This is a genomic window from Shewanella hanedai, assembly GCF_007197645.1.
Lineage (GTDB): Bacteria > Pseudomonadota > Gammaproteobacteria > Enterobacterales > Shewanellaceae > Shewanella > Shewanella hanedai.
Genome location: NZ_VKGK01000010.1, coordinates 113,672 through 130,176, shown reverse-complemented (window position 1 = coordinate 130,176; position 16,505 = coordinate 113,672). Strand labels below are relative to the sequence as shown.

Sequence of the window (16,505 nt, the reverse complement as noted above, 5' to 3'; positions counted from 1 at the left end):
GCTATGTTTTTCCCATGCAGCCAGCCAACACTTTAGCAAAAAAATCACTGCCTTTTTTCTGAGCAAAAGCGATATTACGCTCAGGAATAGACTCAGGATCGTTATAGTTAGCCAAGGCTAGTTCCATACTCACTTCGCGAATAATGTGCAATGTTGGATACGGAGAGCGATTAGTATAGTTTGCAGGGTCATCCATCGGTTCGCCATCGAAACAGTAATCAGGATGGAAACTGGCTAGCTGATAGACGCCTTCATAATCTTGCTCTATCAAAAGATCATTGGCGATATCAACTAAATCCAAATAGGGATAAAACCCTTCAAATCCCCGTGGAACAATAAAGAGCGTGGTTTCAATCTCGGGGTTCTCATCTAAATGCTGACACTCTTTGATTAAGGCTTCGAGAACATTGTGCATTTTAGATTCATCAATAACGGCATAGCGAATGCTTCGACGCTCAACTTCACGTCGTGCAAAGGGGCATATGTTGTACTTCATTATCATGCGCTCGACCCAGTTTTGCGTATGATCCGCGATTAATTGAAGTTCAGTGTCGTGCTCTGTCATGCTAGCTTGCCTCTTTCTATTTAGCTTTTACTGGTAAGGCTGAATGTTCCTTACTTAGGGCGCGATCATAGGGATGATGGATGCAACAAGCAAGAGTGCCATCGTGATGTTGAAGATCTTTTGTTGTCGCACATTTTTGAGTAAGCGCTTTAATGCGACACCAAAACCTAGCCAGATCATAGCGCAGGGAAACGCGACACAGAAAAATACCGTGGTGATGGTGAATACTTGTGGCGTCAGTGGTTGCTGAACATTGGTGAAGGTGGCAACAGCGCCAATGGCCATGATCCATCCCTTAGGATTAACCCATTGAAATGCTGCTGCCTGAATAAAGCTTAAAGGCGCTCTTTTTTGTTTCCCTTCCATCTTACTGCTGCTGGTTGCAATTAACCACGAGAGGTAGAGAAGATAGGCAATGCCAATGTATTTTATGACAGTATGCAAATGTGGGTAAGTTTGAAATAACGCGCTCAGTCCTAGTCCGATAGCTAATACCATACAAGGAAAGCCGATACAGATCCCGAATAGGTGAGGCAGGCTTTTTCTGACGCCAAAGTTAACCCCTGATGTCATTAACATGACATTGTTTGGCCCTGGTGTTATTCCCGATGAGAAGGCAAAAAGGGCGATAGCTAAAATGAGTTCCATTAAATTCCAAAATCAACAAACAGAGTCGCATTCTAATAGGAACATTAGTGGAATGTATATTTTGTTTTTAAGGGATTTGGATGAATGACTAATGAGTCAGCTTAGGTTAATCTTGTTTCAATTAAGATATATTGAAGTCGTTTGAGTATTGATTGATAACAACATGGAAGCTAAAAGTAATCATATGATAAAAAGAATTTGCGCTTTACTACTCATCTCTACATTAAGTGCTTGCACTGTCACAGAAGTTATTGAACAGAATCCACAGCGTACGACGATGGTGGCTACCGGTGACCTTAGTTTTTTATCAGACCAGACTCGAAATTTTGTTTGGCATCCTACTTTGGCTAAAGTGATTGCTGATGAGCGTGTTGATAGTGATACCGTGACTAAAAACATGCAGATCTCCCTGCAAAAGGTGATGGAAGCTAAGGGGTATCGACTAGTGTCAAATCAAGATTCTCCAGCTTTTCTCGTGGGGTTTGGTTTGGCATTGGGATCTGATATGAGTGACAGTGAGATCCTAAATAAAGCAGGCTTGGTACCGGGCTTATCTACGCTAGGTGTCGACATGGATAAGTACGAGAAAGGGTCTGTGCTGGTGGCATTGTTTAATCCCAAACTCCCACAACCCGTTTGGCGTGCATTGGGTCAAGGTTTTACTGATTTCGAAAAAGATGGAGCCGAGCGTCAGCAAGGGTTTGATAGTTTTATCGCGACTATGATGATGGCAATTCCTGCTATTTAGTCTTATCAAAGTCAGTTCAGAACAGAGAGTATATGTTTGTTCTTTGTTCTGAACTGAATCGACTAGTCAGTATTTAACAGTTTTGGATTGTTAATGTACACTTGAAGCCGTTTAAGTTCATTGGCTTTAAAGTGTTGATTTCGATAGGTCTCTACCGCTTTTTGTGCGAAATCATCATCGGCTTGTTCATTGTGACTTTGAACTTGAAAAGCCAGAAAATCGGTTACTTTTGTTTTCCAGCGTTGCTCATCCTTTTTTAGCTGTTCAATTCGTTCAATCACCTCTGGTGTGAATTCGTTGAGCTGGCTGCTCTTACCTTCAAGATTATCGACAATATTAAACACTTGCAGACTGGGTTCATAAACCTCTCTCTCTTCGGTATCCATTTGGCTTATTTGATGAGCTATTAACATCTGTTTTTGTTCACTAGAAAGTGAACTATCTTGTAGGATAGCCATTCTCTCAATAGCCTGAATATCGTAGGTGTTCTCGTCACTAAAAAACGCATCTATCTCAATTTGAGTGAAGTAATCAAATTGGCTTTGATGAGCTTGCTCTATAAACGCGAGTGTATCTTCAATATCGATTTCATTAAGCATGTTTGGCCCCATCTTTTTTACTTCAATCAAGGCTATTTTGTAGTCTCGATATCGATTAAAGAGATCGATTAAATAATGATGGGCATCAGGGGCTAAATTACGTTGCTTCGACAGCGTGAGTAGCAGGGAGGTTATCGTTTGACCGGTTTCTTGATGAGTCAAAATGAGATCATCAAAATCCCATCTCAGCTGTTGATTCACAATGAGCTGTGAAAATCCTGTCGCGACGGGAGTTGTTATATCTACAGCAACTAACTGTTGAGTTTGAGGAATCTCGTTTCCGCTGTATTGAGTATCGTCTTCGGAGGAGCCATGTTGAGCATTGAAATAGATAAGCCCCCCCACCACTAAGGCCAATATTGAGCTTAAAAGCAAAATACGTGCTGCAGAGAGGGGGCTGTTATTGCTGTTTTTATTTGGCATTAAAACCCACGGTTTGCAAGGCGGTTAATATGTGCTTTGTATAAGGTTTTTGGATTAGTTTCGCGCCAGCTGACTAAACCAAATAATTGATTTATCTCATCCAAGTGATTCATATTATAGTTGTCGCGTATCACTTTTCCTAAGTGTGAACTACAGCGTGAAACCAGACCATCATTAGGCTCGCTAAATACCCAACTGGTGACACTTAATGCGGCATCACTCACGTCCCAAAAATTGGTGCGCTGACTAGTGCCAGACCACGAGTAGTAATTGACTCCATTGCTCGCTCTTGCAGAACCGTAACCACAGTATTGGCTCGGTATACCTTCAGGGTACTTTTGATTGAACCTGATAGAGCCTTGAGTAGTGAGTGACTCTGTCGAAGCTAGCGTGTCTGCTGGAAATCTGCCACCACCAGATACGCCGGTGACGATTCGAGATAGGGTATTAAATGCAATATTAACTGACCACTCTACCCAAGAGTTGACTGGGATTGCGCCTCTAAGAAAATCTGCGAAGCTGCTGCCCCAATTTACGCCGCCAACAGAGGTGACAGTCGCAACCATCTCAGGGCTGACACTGGCAACATAACGAGCTGTTGGTCCACCATGGCTGTGGCCAATTAAGTTAACTTTTTGAGCGCCAGTATATGCTAGTACAGATTGCACATAAAGTCTGAGTTGTTCTCCTCTGACTTCAGAAGAGTTAATAGGTGATACTCTCGCGACAAAAACCTGTACACCTTGGCTTCTTAAAGCTTGAGGAATACCGTAAAAGTAATCTATCCCTAATGCATCATCAAAGCCCATAAAGCCATGAACCAGTACAACAGGGTATTTAGTCGCCGCAGCGTCGGATTGAGCAGGGTAAAATAAGCTAATTAAAAGGAGTGAAATAACAGTGAGCCATGTTTTCATGAAGTTCCCCAGATTTGTCTTGTTGGTGGCTACTCTCTTGTTGACTTACATCAATCTTGTATGAAAAGTAACCTTGTTTCATTATTGTTAACTGATTAGACCAGAGGTAGCAATAGTTATTTTTTTGATAAAGCCAGTAATCAAGAGGCTTTCGAGTTCGTTTTAAACTGATGTTTATAAAAAAGCTAAAGGATATCTATCACTTTCACTCCTATTTAGGACGCAGCAGGTAAAAATAAGGGGGTGGTTGTATCGATGGAATAAATTGAAATTACCTTGATGTGAGGTGATTTTGTTTAACTTTTGATTAAAAATTAGCAGTTATTCTTTATAAATCTGGGTTGATGAGTGCTTTGAACCGTTCGTTTTGATGAGTAAATAACCTCGATAGGCAAGTTAACGCCCATTTGTTATTCGGAGACAGTCAGTGATTTTAGAAATGAAAAAGGCACTATCGTTAAGTGCCTTTAGGATGATTATGGTCGTTTCTGAAAACGATGAATGGAATTGATAGTGGCTAGAACATAAAATTGATACGTGCAAAGCCGTTGTTGATATCATCTTTATCAATAATGAAGTGCTGCCATCCCAGATCTATCTGCCATTGGGGGCTAATTCTCCAGTAAAGAGACAGATCACTAAACCAGTCACCGCCGTTTTCATCACGGTTTACCTGCACTTGATTTATGATGCTGGTAAAATCACTTCGCCAGTACCATACCCCGCCTCCCAACTTTAAACCTAATGAATCGCTTAACTCCCAGTGATAAGTGAGCCCAAGATCGATTCCACTTGCCGAACGAGGTCCCAATGTGGAGGCTAACTCAACAGAGGGGGTTGGATTCAATGCCATGCCATCAAGGCTAAACCCATAGTTGCCCAGATCTTGATAGCCTAAGTTGATTTGCCAGTTTGGAACAACTTCATATCCTATTCCTAGTCCCCAACTCCTATCACTGTTATCGTTTGCGAATTGACTGACCTGCAAGCCGAGGTCTTCAAGTTGTGATATGTCAATGTCGCTCGATGTTTGGCTATAGCCGCTTTGGACATCGATACTCCATTGTGCATGGACTGTAGTGCAATACAGTAGGCTTGTTGTTAGCAAAGTGACTAGGCTATTTTTTTTCCTTATTATCCCCAATAGCAGTAGAAGAGCCCCACTTATCCAGCCCATTGAACCGCCACTACTGTCATTGTTCACTTCAATTTTTTGGTAGGCATCAACTGTCACTGTGAGTGTACCTTCGACTTCTGAACCGAGTTGGTCTTTAATACGATAGATCACCAGATCTTCTCCTTCATAGCCTAATTGTGGTGTGTATTGAACCTGATTGTCGGAGGTAATACTGGCCAGCCCAAACTCTGCATTGACATAAGTAAGCGTCAATGTTTGCTCGTCACTGTCATTGGACAACACATCGACAAGAATAGCGGTTCTATCATTGGTTGATGCGCGGTCGTTTTGTACAACAGGCGCTTTGTTTGCTTTCACCGAAATGTGAACGGTGGCCGTTGCACTATTACCTTCTCCATCAGTAATGGTATAAAGCACTTGGTCCTCCCCTAAATAACCTGTTGCTGCTTGATATTGAAGCTGCCCTTCATTGTTAATGCTAGCTGTTCCTAATCGGCCTTGAACACTTTGTAACTGAATATCATCACCTTCAGGATCGCTGTCGTTTAATGTTGGGTCTAACAGTAATAAGCTGGACTCGATAAGCTCAATAGAGTCATCTTCAGCATAAGGTGCTCGATTACTGGTATTGGTGATGGCGACACCACCTGGATCAGTGATGTGGAAGTTAGCTTCACCATCGTCATCATTAGACCCCCCGTCGACGATAGTGAGTTGTATGCACCAAGCGCCTTCAATTAATCCTGTTTGCCAACTGCTTTCCCCTGGGGATGGGCAGTAACCTGATTCTCCAATTGCACTGTGGATATGGTTTGAATCATCCTCAACAAAATCGTACCAACCTTGTGCTTGACTGTATTTGCGATAAACGGCATTAGCGGGGATCGACATAGTTAAAGGTAGAACAATTCGGTATTGATTGCCTTGAACAGGCAGTCCACTGGCGACAAAATCAAATACGCCACTGGTAAAACGAAATTCACTGTCTACTGGTAATGCATCGCTTTTATCAAGGAGTAGGGTATTTTGCTCCCCGCCAGTGGCGATACTGCCTACCTTAATACATACTCCAGCTTCTCCTTCAATAAGGTATTGAACTTGATCGTTTTCATTTTCAGGCTGAACATTGCAACTTGGTAGTGCATCCATGAAGTTAGCAACACCATCGAGATCATCGTCACCGAACCCTTCAATGTTATCTGGGATCATGTCGCCGTCACTGTCAGAGCTATCGAGTGTGGGTAAGCTTGACACTAGGTTTAGGTTGCCCTGAATCTGAGTCGTTAATAGCCCGTCAGATACTTCTACTTTGATTTGGTAAGAGCCGAGTTCAACCTCGGTAGGATCGAAACGTATTACGTCGGTTGACGGGTCTAAATCTTGGATTTGAATATCGTTAAATGCCCAGCTGATACTAAGCTGGTCATCCTGGTTAATATCCGAATATTTTGCAGTAATACTTATCTCTCCACCATCTTTAGAGAGCATGACGCTCTGTTCACCACTTTGAGTGACCTCCAGTGATATCTCTGGCGCAATATTACGGTTGACGATATGCAGAAGATGACTGGGTTTATAACCGCTATTGACGGCCTCATCGAGAACCAGCTCTAACTTCTCATCGGGTTCATCAATCCCATCTTCAAGGATCTCTATTTCTAGAGTGATTTCCCGTCCTGATGTGATGACTGCTTGCTGGCTTACCAGACGATAGTCTTCATCTGCTTGTGCATCCCCTTCAAGGACAAAGTCGATGACAACGGGGTACAGTGGTGAGTCACCATTCAAAGAGAGGGTGACTGATGCTGATGTACCTTCTACAACCAATTGATCCTTATGGAAGTTAACTAAGGGGTAAACATCGACTTGCTGACTTGCCACTTTAGTATTGCCTTTACTGTCAGTGGTTTCCCAGTAGACAGTATGACGACCTGGCTGAAATAAAGGTTGTCCATATTTAAGACTGACAGGCAGAGGCTCGCCTTTGCTGTCAAATGCTTTAGCGACACCTAAATCAACTCGGGTGAATAAGCCTTCAGCTTGGACACTCACAGCTTCGGGAACGGTGAGTGTGGGAAGTGCCTCATCATTAGGGGTTATTTGAAGGTTCACTTCAGCTTGGCTGTTTTCGCCATCAGGATCAACGATGAAGTAGCTTAAGTGTATATCGCCCGTGACACCTGAGCTTAAGGTAAGTAATAGTGCTTCATTATCTATTTCTACTGTCCCTAAGCTCGATTCTGCACTGACGAGAGATAACGTATCTTCATCGACATCTTGGTCGTTTGCCAATACCGATAATCGGTATTCTCCGCTCGGGGTATAGTCGAGTTCAAAGGTATCATTCTGTGCGTTGGGCGCATCGTTTACAGGCAGTATTTTGATGTTCACTTCTATGGGATCTGAGCTGGTTTGTTCATCGTTAATAGTGACTGTGAAGTTGTCATCACCGTGAAAGTTTTCATTGGCTTTATAAACCCACTGTGAGCCACTCGTGTCGAGGGTGCCTTGTTGAGGCTGGTTAATCAGACTAATGGTTAACGCGTCGCCGTCATCATCATTGGCGTCCAGATTAAACAGTAATTCAGTGTCCTCTAATGCCTCTAACTGGGTACTGTTGAGAGTGGGAATATCATTAATATTACTCACTTCTATGCTAAAGGCCGGCAAGCTTGCTGATGCGATGGCACTGTCGGTAACACTGATAACGATATTACTGCTTATGCCAACATCTTCATTGGCAGGAGTACCAGACAGTGTCCCGTTGCTGCCGTTAAAGCTTGCCCAGTTCGGTTTGTTACTGACCGAAAAGCTATGAGTGTCATTGCTGTCGGCATCAAGTAGCGTTGGCGTGAAGCTATAAAGGCTATCTTCATCGACTGAGCTTGCTGGTGTGCCACTGATAACTGGCGCATCATTGACGTTGGTCACTGTAATACTAAAAGTTGGTAGGTTGCTTGTTGCTCCTAGATCGTCCCTTACACTGATAATGATGCCATCAAAGTTACCGACATCTTCATTAGTTGGAGTACCGCTTAAAGTACCTGTAGATGGATTAAAACTTGCCCATGAAGGTCGCCCGCTAATATTGAAGGTAAGCAGAGTGCTATCTATATCACTAGCCGCAGGCGTAAAATTAAATTGAGTATCTTCCTCGATTGTATTGGAAGGGGAGCCAGAAATATTTGGAGTATCGTTAATCGCTGTGATGATGATATTAACTGTAATTGAAGACGTTAATATTCCGTCGCTGACTTGAACTGTTAGGTTGTCATTACCATTGAAATCCGCAGTCGGGACGTAGCTAACACTGGCATTATTTCCTGTTTCCAGAATTGAAGCGACGCCCTGGCTTGTTGTTGATGATATTTGCCAGTTTAGCGAGTCGGCATCAGGATCTGATGCGCTTAAGTTGAGGCTAAATGGAGTAGGGTTAGCATCTTCACTCATGGTGATGGTGATTAGACTGCCTTGAGAGATAACCGGAGCAAGATTATAAGTTTTACTTAGGCTATCAGTGGCATCAGCTCCTTGATTTCCTGCTACATCCGTTAATGAAAGGGTTAGGGTGAGTGTGCCTTCATTTAGGCTACTGACATTAACACCGCTCACGGTCTGCGGATCGCTACTAATACTGCCGCTTCCGGTTACTGAGTTGCTGCCATCACTTATCTGGTAGGTAAAACTCTCACCGTTATTACCACCTGTGATGATAAAGCTAAGGGCGGATTCATTGCCAGCATCGATTCTGTTCTGCTCAATTTCAACATTGTATCCAGTGGGGGCAAGTGTATCGATAGTGACTGCATCTGATATTGTTATGCTCTGCGTATTACCAGCCAAGTCGATGGGAGTTAGATGTGCGTCATAGCTGCCATCGGTTAATGTGCTTGCTAGTTCATTATCAAGCCAGTTACCGCTATTAATATCACTAAAACTGTCGGCATCGAAAGGCCCAAATATCGTGTTATTACTATCTTCAAGAGTAAAAGAAAGACTCGCTAAACCACCCGTATCAGAGATTGTTCCATTTAGGGTTGGCGTGGTATCTACACTTGTTATTTTAGTGATGTCTGCGACAGGGTTGATATTGTCGTGAGTCAGAGTCACAAGGTCCACAGCCTGGGCGCTGTTTCCTGCATCATCTTTAGCGATAACCACATAATTAGTGTTTGTGTTATCGGCTAAAGTGAGGCTGATGCTCCAGCTGTTTGCTGCAACAGTGGTTGATGAGATGGCAGTATTGTTGTCGGCAACGCCGTTATTATCAATATCTTCATAGATACCGACCGATATCCCATTTTCACTTTGGCTACCTTGAATCGTGATGGCATTGGTGGACTGATATACATGAGTAATTGGCGTCTGGATGATGACATTATCCGGGGAGATAGAGTCTTCAAGGTAATTCCCTATGGCAGTATCCGTTGTGTTTCCAGCTAAATCACTGGTGCGCAAGATAAAGTAGTTATCCGAATCTTGAGAAAGGTTAACGCTTAGAGACCATGATCCAGAGCTCGATGTACTGCTTGTTAAAGGAGTATTGCTGTCAGCAATGCCATTACCGTCAGCATCGGAAAGAGCGGTTACCGTGATTGCATCTTCAGGATAATCAGCTTGAGATAAGGTTAGTGTGTCGGCATTGACTGCTTGCGAAGTCTGAAGCGGTGTTGCTGATACCGGAGCTTGTGTGTCGACGAGTAAACTTGCTTCAGTAAAGGCGGTAAAGCTAAAGTCGGCATCGTTGCCATTTGCATCTTTAGCTGTATCAGAATTGCCCTGAGCAGATGTCACTGTGACGCCATCACTGTCGTTATCGCCGTTCACAACCGTATAACTAAAGACTAAGCTGGATGCATTGTGTCCACTGGTATAAACCGCGGTTCGGGTGGTGCCTCCAATGGTAAGCGTGGCAGTGGAGTTCGATCCAGAAAGTACAAGCGTATCGTCAAACTGAACTGTTACTGTGATGATGTCGCCAGCTTTTACATTGCCGGTATTTAAGGTTACTGATTGTACAACAGGGCCTAAGGCATCCTTGCTTACAGTATCAACCACAGCAGTTGCTGGGTTGCTGTTAATGTCGGTTACAATCACTGATAGCGTTAAAGTTCCGTCACCGAGTGAGGTGACATCGACGTTAGAGACGGTGTCGTTGACCGAGGATAAAGTGCCTGTGCCATTAATGGTGCCTCCACCACTGGAACTCACAGTGTAAGCGAAACTTGCTCCTGTTTCAGCACTTGAAAAGGTGAAACTCAATGCATCATCGTTAGATGCTAAAATAAGCGCTTGATCTATGCTGACACTGTGTCCGTTTGGCGCAGTGCTGTCTTTAACACTGGTATCATTTACTGCCGTTGCACTGTTACCTGCTGTATCGGTTAAAATCGTGCTAAAGGTTAATGTTCCATCTGTTAAGCTGCTGACATCAATATTGTTTATGGTATCGGTTGCTGTTGATAGCGTACCTGTGCCGATCAAAGGTGTTCCGCCGCCAGAGCTGCTTAATGTGTATGAAAAATTACTGCTTATCTCGCCTCCAGTAAAGGTAAAGCTGACCGAATCTTGATTGCTGCTATTTACCGGGTCTTGATCAATCACCACACTATGTCCGCTGGGAGCATTGGTATCTATCTCTATGGTGAGAGTGGTACTCACAGGTGAGGCGTTACCTGCAGGATCGGTTTGAAATGCTTTTAACCCGTGGCTTGTACTGGCTATCATCGGCATTGACACCGACCATGTGCCAGTACTAACGCTTGTTGTGACTGAGGTTTCACTGCCATTGAGGGTGCCGCTGTTATCTGCATCACTGAATAACGTAATGGTTGCCCCAGTTTCTCCAGAGCCTGAGATCTCCGGTGTTGCATCAGAAGTCAGATTATCGCTATCACTGCTGCCTGAATCTGAACCGATGATAAGATCTAAGCTACTTGGGCTTGTTGGCGCACTGATATCGTATTTTATTGTATTGTCGGTGCTAGTACTGGCTTGGTTAGTAGCACTGGACGCGTCGGTCACGCCACCGGCTAGCACTTGGGCAATAATATCGCCTTCATTAGCACTGATATTGGTTGAAACAGTAAAACTGGTGCCAGAGGAGGCTGAAACAGACGTCACACTTGCGGTCACATCACCCGTTAAACTGATGTCTGATACATCAAAACCAGTGATTGATTCATTAAACAAGACATCGAAGACTACAGTGGCATTATTGGTGGGATCACTCTGGCCGCTGGCTTGATTGATGGTGACGGTCGGCTGGGCATTAACGGTGAGTGTGATGGTGTAATTGCTTGCTGAGTCAGCAACGCCATCATTGACGGTAAAAGTAAAACTAGCACTTGTTGACCCACTAGGGCTGTACTTTAATACGTTAGCATCTAAGTTTGCTTTAGTGACGGTATCGTTGGAAGTGAGCGCCGATTCAGCATTATTGATGGTGCCACTGCTATCAACATCTATCCATAAGCTGCCGTTGACAGGTGCAGCGGTTATGGTGATGTAGCTTAGTGCGTTACCTTCGACGTCACTGTAACCAAAGTCTGAGGTGGTAATAGTGAGTACGCCACCTTCATTGGGAGTGAGAGTATTATTGCTGCCAACAGGCAGGTCGTTAACGGCGCTAACGACCACAGTAGTATCAATATTTCCACTGCTACCGCCATCGCCATCTGTGAGCGCGAATCGAACGGTTCGGGTTGATTCAGTTGGCGCTACATTGTCACTATTTTGATAGGTAATAGCCCGAATAAGTGCTTGTGCTAAGCTTGGTGTCGCATTGGCATTGAAGGTGATGATGAGATCGTTTGCTTCAGAAATAGCATTGGTGAGTGTGCCAATATTTGTCGCGCTGATAGTGATACTCGCGCTAGCAAGACCTGTTGTTGTGACGGTATTATCGAAACCGAGAATATCTTCGCTAGCATCTTTATTGGTGGGGATTGTGACGGTTAAATTACCGGTGTCGAAGTTAATTGAATCCACATCGGTAACAGTCGCATTGGCGCCTATGTCGATATTTTGCTGCCCAGCACCCTCACTGTAATTAAGGTTATCGCTTGCCAGGTTGGTCAAATTAGGGTTGTCGTTCGTTGCGGCTACTGTAACGGTTATATCAGCGTTGCTTGAGGTGCCGCCATCGCCATCATTAATGGTTAAGCGCACATTGCGAGCACCTGTAGTGGGGTTGTCTGTATCGCTGTTCTCATAGGTGAGTGCTCGCACTAAGGTTTGCACGTGTGCTGGTGTTGCAGAAGCATTTAAGTTAATGACAAAGTTGTTACCCGCAGCAATATTATTGCCTAAGGTGCCGATAACGCCAGGGCCGGTAATTGATACATTGCTGCTCGCTGTCGTTCCTGCTAATGAGATAGCGCCGCTGGTATCAATAGAAAGAATATCTTCAGCAGCATCTTCACCCGAGGTAATCGTTAGTGTGAGATTACCCGCATCGAAGTCGCCGCCATCAGCATCGCTAACAGTGGTTTGGGTGCCTTGATCGAGTATCTGGCCGCCATCACCTTCAGTATAGGTAAAGCTGTCACCGTTGAAGCTAGCTGTGGTGGGAGCGTTATTGGTGGGGGCCACGGTGAAAATAATGTTGTCCATAATTAGCGCCATTAAATTTCCGGCACTGGTACTGCCACTGATGGTAAATGAACTGGTAGGGTTGCTCCAGCTGGAAAAACTAACAGTATTTCCTGTTGAGTTACCTCCCCAAGGGGTAGAGGAATTGTTATCTGTAAAAGCGCTATTACCGCTGCCATCAGTGGGAGTAAAAGTAAGACTATTAATTGTGAGTGAAATATCACTGGTATGTATGCTGGTCAAGTTGACAGGGCTGGAAAAAGATAGGGTAATTAAGCTAGCACCGGTGGAGTAATTTACTGCGGCGACGTTGGCAGTTGTGCCTGCATTACCTGAGTTGTCGGCAATCAACCAAGTATCATCATTACTTACGGCGGTAAAAGTAATTCCATCTACTATGGCGGTGATCGTTTGTGTGCCATTACCGCTGACTCCTGATTCGAAGTTTAAGGTGCTGGCCGACAGAGGCATGGCTAGAGTGCCTATGATAAAAAGAAAAATGCCGAATTTCATGTCTCTGTCCTTTATTATTAAGTGTTAGGTCGGCACATTCATTTGTACCGACCGATTACAGCGTATTGAACAAGTGGATGCATTATGAACGTGATGGGAATAGCCCTTGCGTTGCAATGATAAAGTTCACCACTTGGTAGGGCTGTAAATTGTTAATTGATGAGTGTCCACCTGTAGCGCTGGTTTGGTGGGGGCTAATTGTTGTGTCAGGTGTTGCGTTACTGTAGCTATTGACCGACGCAAGACCGTTACTGGATTTGGCCATATACATATTGTTGTCAGGTACTGCTGAGGTACCTTCACTAGCAACGGCTTTTAATTCGGCGTCATGGGTATGACTAGGCATTTGTGTAAGCTGTAAAGTATTGCTTTCTGAACCTGAAAATTGTCCCATTGCTCTAGGGGTTAAGCCCGGGCCATGACCTTGATGCATAGGTGTACGTCCGCGCAGATCAGGCAAACCAAAAGTGGTACGTCCATCACCACCAAACTCAGTGCCTAACAGTGCATACATGGCTTGATTCTGTGAAATTGGAAGAAGGGCTCCATCGCATTTTGCAAAACCTACAGGGGCATAATTAAAGGCCACCATTTTGATTTCACCGATAAAAGGTTCTGACATTGTTACTCTCCTAAGCTTGTTTTTTTCATTCCTTTGCGTATGTTTGGTACTCATCATTTACTGCATAAAATGTCCTAACATGAGCGATTTACAACTCTCTTCACTGGTTCTCAAACATCATAGTGAAGTCGACTTGCCCTTTTTATTACGTCTCTATACCCGTATTCGCCGAGATGAGTTTGCTGCGGCTGACTGGCCTGAGTCGCAATTAAATTCTTTTTTATCTAAGCAGTTCAGTGCCCAGTACCGTTACTATTGCCAGCATTACAACACTGAATATTTCGATATTATCTATTCTCAAAACAGAGCTGTTGGTCGCTTGTTTGTTGACTACTGGCTTGATGAACGTCGAGAGCTCCGTATCGTTGATATCTCTTTGTTACCAGAGTTTCGTGGTTTAGGCATTGCAACTGAGTTGTTTAAAACCTTGTTTGCACAAGCTAGAGATTCAGGTTTATCGGTGACCATACACGTTGAGCGCAATAATCCCGCTAGACGCTTATATGAACGTTTAGGCTTTACATTAAAAACGGTGACTGACGAGGTATATCTGTTAATGGAGTGGCGCTCAGAAACCGTTATGAGCAATGAGCTCATCACTGAGTCTCTACTTCCCTATTAATGACAATTTCATATTGGGTTGATGATGTCGCAGAGCAAAAAAGCCATTGCTTGCCAATGGTTGGATGGCTGAAAGTATAGCAACCCTGCGGTATCCTGTTGGGTAAGGAATCTTTTAGACGGGTGGTAAAGCTTTCGTAGTTTTCACTGTGGGCGGAGCCTGAGATAACTTCATCGATTTTGAGCTCAATGGCGTTACCATCAGTATCTTCAATATTGATGGTTTGACCAATCAGTTTCTTAAAGATTTGATAAGGGGGGATAACTGAAGTTAGCTCTTGATTATTCACGATACGTTCCCTTGTATGTCTACTCATTTACAGTCAAGTATTCTTCGATTTAATGTGTAGTTGAACTTCCTTGTTGTTAAGATGTTAATTTAATGTTTTAAGTTTGTCCACGTGAACATGAGATTATATGTTAATCAATGTTTTAGGGAGGGAGAGAAAAAGTGGAAAGTAGAAGGGAAAAGGGCTAATAAATAGCCCTATGCGCAATTATTTAGCTAACACTGATTTCGTAAGAGGTGAACTTTCGAAGGTTAATGACACCAGTATTAAAGAGTAAATACTGCCCTTTAATTCCGAGCAGTACACCACTGACGACGGGGTCTTTATCGAAGTTATGTGAGCTGATTTTGGTTGGGAATTCAGTCACGGGGAAACGAATGTCTTGTATATCTTCATCTAACTTTTCAATCGCATATTCGCCATGAGCCATACAAATTTCATGTATCTTATTTTCAACTTCAGGCAACAATTCTGCAGCTTTAGCTTTTAGGTCAATATCTTCAGCATTGCCTTTGAGCATCGTGCGCCAGTTAGTTTTATCGGCAATCATTTTGGCCAATTCAACTTCGACAAGACCTGAAATTTGTCTTGTCGACACCTTCAAAATAGGCAGGCCTTGAGTTGCGCCTTGATCTATCCATCGAGTTGGCAGTTGAGTATGACGAGTGATCCCTACCTTAAGCCCTGATGTATTTGAAAGGTAGACATAATGTGGCACGAAACAGTTAGCTTCTCCCCATTCAGGCTCACGACAGGTTCCTTCGGCGAAATGACACGTCTCAGGCTTCATGATGCACATGTCACAACTGGCGAGCTTCCTCATACAGACAAAGCAATGGCCTTGAGAGTAACTCTTCTTGGTTTTTTTACCGCAGTTACTGCAACAAATTTTACCGGTATGAGTCAAGGTGACAGTTGTGCCTATCAGTGGGTTCAAGTCGAGTAACTGCTCGCTGATTGGCAGTTGGTATTGTACCTGCTGGTTATCATCCAGCGTGGCACGCATTTTTCTTATAAGTCCTAACATTGGGTATTCCTAGCCTAATTTGTTGGCAAGTGCGTTCACTGCTTTGCAAGGGGAGGGTTGTTCCCGCTCCATTTCTGTATGAGACAGTGTTTGTTTTTGGATAGTCTATCAGATTGTTGATGTGCTTCTTGATTGATTTTTTCGATTGTTTGAATGGAAGTCTAGATTCAGTAGAGCGTGATCTTAAGGTGGTTTAGGTTGAAACACTTTAAGGGAGGTTCTCCTCCCTTATACTTAGTCTTAGCTAGATTTCGTCCAAAACGACATCGTCACCTATGGCGTACAGTGCTTGGCTAAGTTGCTCTTCTTGATCATCACAATTCATGCCTAGATCAAAGTTTGCTCGAAAGAGGGCAACTCCGGTATGTCCTGCGCTTTCGTAACGGGTGCTAAAGTGTTCAATGTTGATCCCAAGAGCACTGATTTTATTTGATATATCGTGTACTAAACCGGGTCTATCGTAGGCGACTAACGAATAGCTTTTATGGGTAGGTTGCTGGGGTTCTTTACTGGTTTTAGCAAAGGTTAAGCTTAAGCCTTCAATGCATTCTAGATTGTCTACTAAGGTATCCCAATTTGATGCCGGAACCTCCAATAATAGGATGGCTGCAAAAATGCCATCAATATGGCGAAGCTCAGAATCTAACCAGTTTCCTCCATGTCGACTAACAGCATGAGAGATTTGCTCAACTAAACCATTTTTATCCGGCACTTGAAGGGTGACTAGGTAACGTAACATGTTGATATATCTCCTATGGTTTATTATTCTCTCTGGCTTGATGCACTGTAACACTAGTGTCA

Annotated in this window: 11 protein-coding genes; 2 read left to right on the top strand and 9 right to left on the bottom strand. The window is 43.7% G+C overall.

What is annotated here, in order from left to right; all coding sequences use genetic code 11:
• Position 1: 1 nt before the first annotated feature.
• Both FN961_RS10320 and FN961_RS10315 read right to left on the bottom strand, forming a co-directional pair.
• Complete coding sequence (locus tag FN961_RS10320) at positions 2-565, bottom strand: DUF1415 domain-containing protein (protein WP_144040100.1); 564 nt, start codon at positions 563-565, stop codon at positions 2-4.
• Between the two features lie 54 nt (positions 566-619).
• The gene (locus FN961_RS10315) at positions 620-1,213 is read right to left on the bottom strand and encodes a LysE family translocator (RefSeq protein ID WP_144040099.1); all 594 of its coding nucleotides are present in this window, start codon (positions 1,211-1,213) and stop codon (positions 620-622) included.
• Positions 1,214-1,397: 184 nt separating this feature from the next.
• Here FN961_RS10315 and FN961_RS10310 point away from each other — a divergent pair, with 184 nt between their 5' ends.
• Positions 1,398-1,961 carry a DUF4136 domain-containing protein gene (locus FN961_RS10310; protein WP_144040098.1) on the top strand — a complete coding sequence of 188 codons (564 nt, stop codon included), beginning with the start codon at positions 1,398-1,400 and terminating at the stop codon, positions 1,959-1,961.
• Positions 1,962-2,023: 62 nt separating this feature from the next.
• On the opposite strand, the gene FN961_RS10305 is transcribed toward FN961_RS10310, so the two are convergent.
• From FN961_RS10305 to FN961_RS10290, 4 genes are all read right to left on the bottom strand, one after another.
• Positions 2,024-2,983: a lipase chaperone family protein gene (locus FN961_RS10305; RefSeq protein WP_144040097.1), complete on the bottom strand. Its 960-nt coding sequence runs from the start codon at positions 2,981-2,983 to the stop codon at positions 2,024-2,026.
• A complete protein-coding gene (locus tag FN961_RS10300; protein ID WP_144040096.1) occupies positions 2,983-3,900 on the bottom strand; it encodes a lipase family alpha/beta hydrolase in 918 nt (305 codons plus the stop codon). The genes FN961_RS10305 and FN961_RS10300 overlap by 1 nt, the downstream gene beginning before the upstream one ends.
• A 517-nt stretch (positions 3,901-4,417) precedes the next feature.
• Entirely contained in the window at positions 4,418-13,144 is an 8,727-nt protein-coding gene (locus FN961_RS10295; protein ID WP_144040095.1) for a tandem-95 repeat protein, read from the bottom strand.
• 82 nt (positions 13,145-13,226) lie between these two features.
• Positions 13,227-13,766, bottom strand: a complete 540-nt coding sequence (locus FN961_RS10290) for a phage tail protein (protein ID WP_144040094.1) — start codon at positions 13,764-13,766, stop codon at positions 13,227-13,229.
• Positions 13,767-13,845: 79 nt separating this feature from the next.
• Between FN961_RS10290 and FN961_RS10285 the strand changes: the two genes are divergently transcribed.
• Positions 13,846-14,388 (top strand): GNAT family N-acetyltransferase, encoded by a 543-nt coding sequence (locus FN961_RS10285; protein ID WP_144040093.1) that lies wholly within the window; start codon positions 13,846-13,848, stop codon positions 14,386-14,388.
• On the opposite strand, the gene FN961_RS10280 is transcribed toward FN961_RS10285, so the two are convergent.
• The 3 genes from FN961_RS10280 to FN961_RS10270 all read right to left on the bottom strand — a co-directional run bounded on the left by FN961_RS10280 (position 14,363) and on the right by FN961_RS10270 (position 16,443).
• The gene (locus FN961_RS10280) at positions 14,363-14,677 is read right to left on the bottom strand and encodes a DUF6916 family protein (protein ID WP_144040092.1); all 315 of its coding nucleotides are present in this window, start codon (positions 14,675-14,677) and stop codon (positions 14,363-14,365) included. The genes FN961_RS10285 and FN961_RS10280 overlap by 26 nt on opposite strands.
• Positions 14,678-14,888: 211 nt before the next feature.
• Entirely contained in the window at positions 14,889-15,704 is an 816-nt protein-coding gene (locus FN961_RS10275; RefSeq protein WP_144040091.1) for a DUF2797 domain-containing protein, read from the bottom strand.
• 244 nt (positions 15,705-15,948) lie between these two features.
• On the bottom strand, positions 15,949-16,443 hold the full coding sequence (locus tag FN961_RS10270) for a glycine cleavage system transcriptional repressor (RefSeq protein ID WP_144040090.1): 495 nt from the start codon (positions 16,441-16,443) through the stop codon (positions 15,949-15,951).
• Positions 16,444-16,505 lie beyond the last annotated feature (62 nt).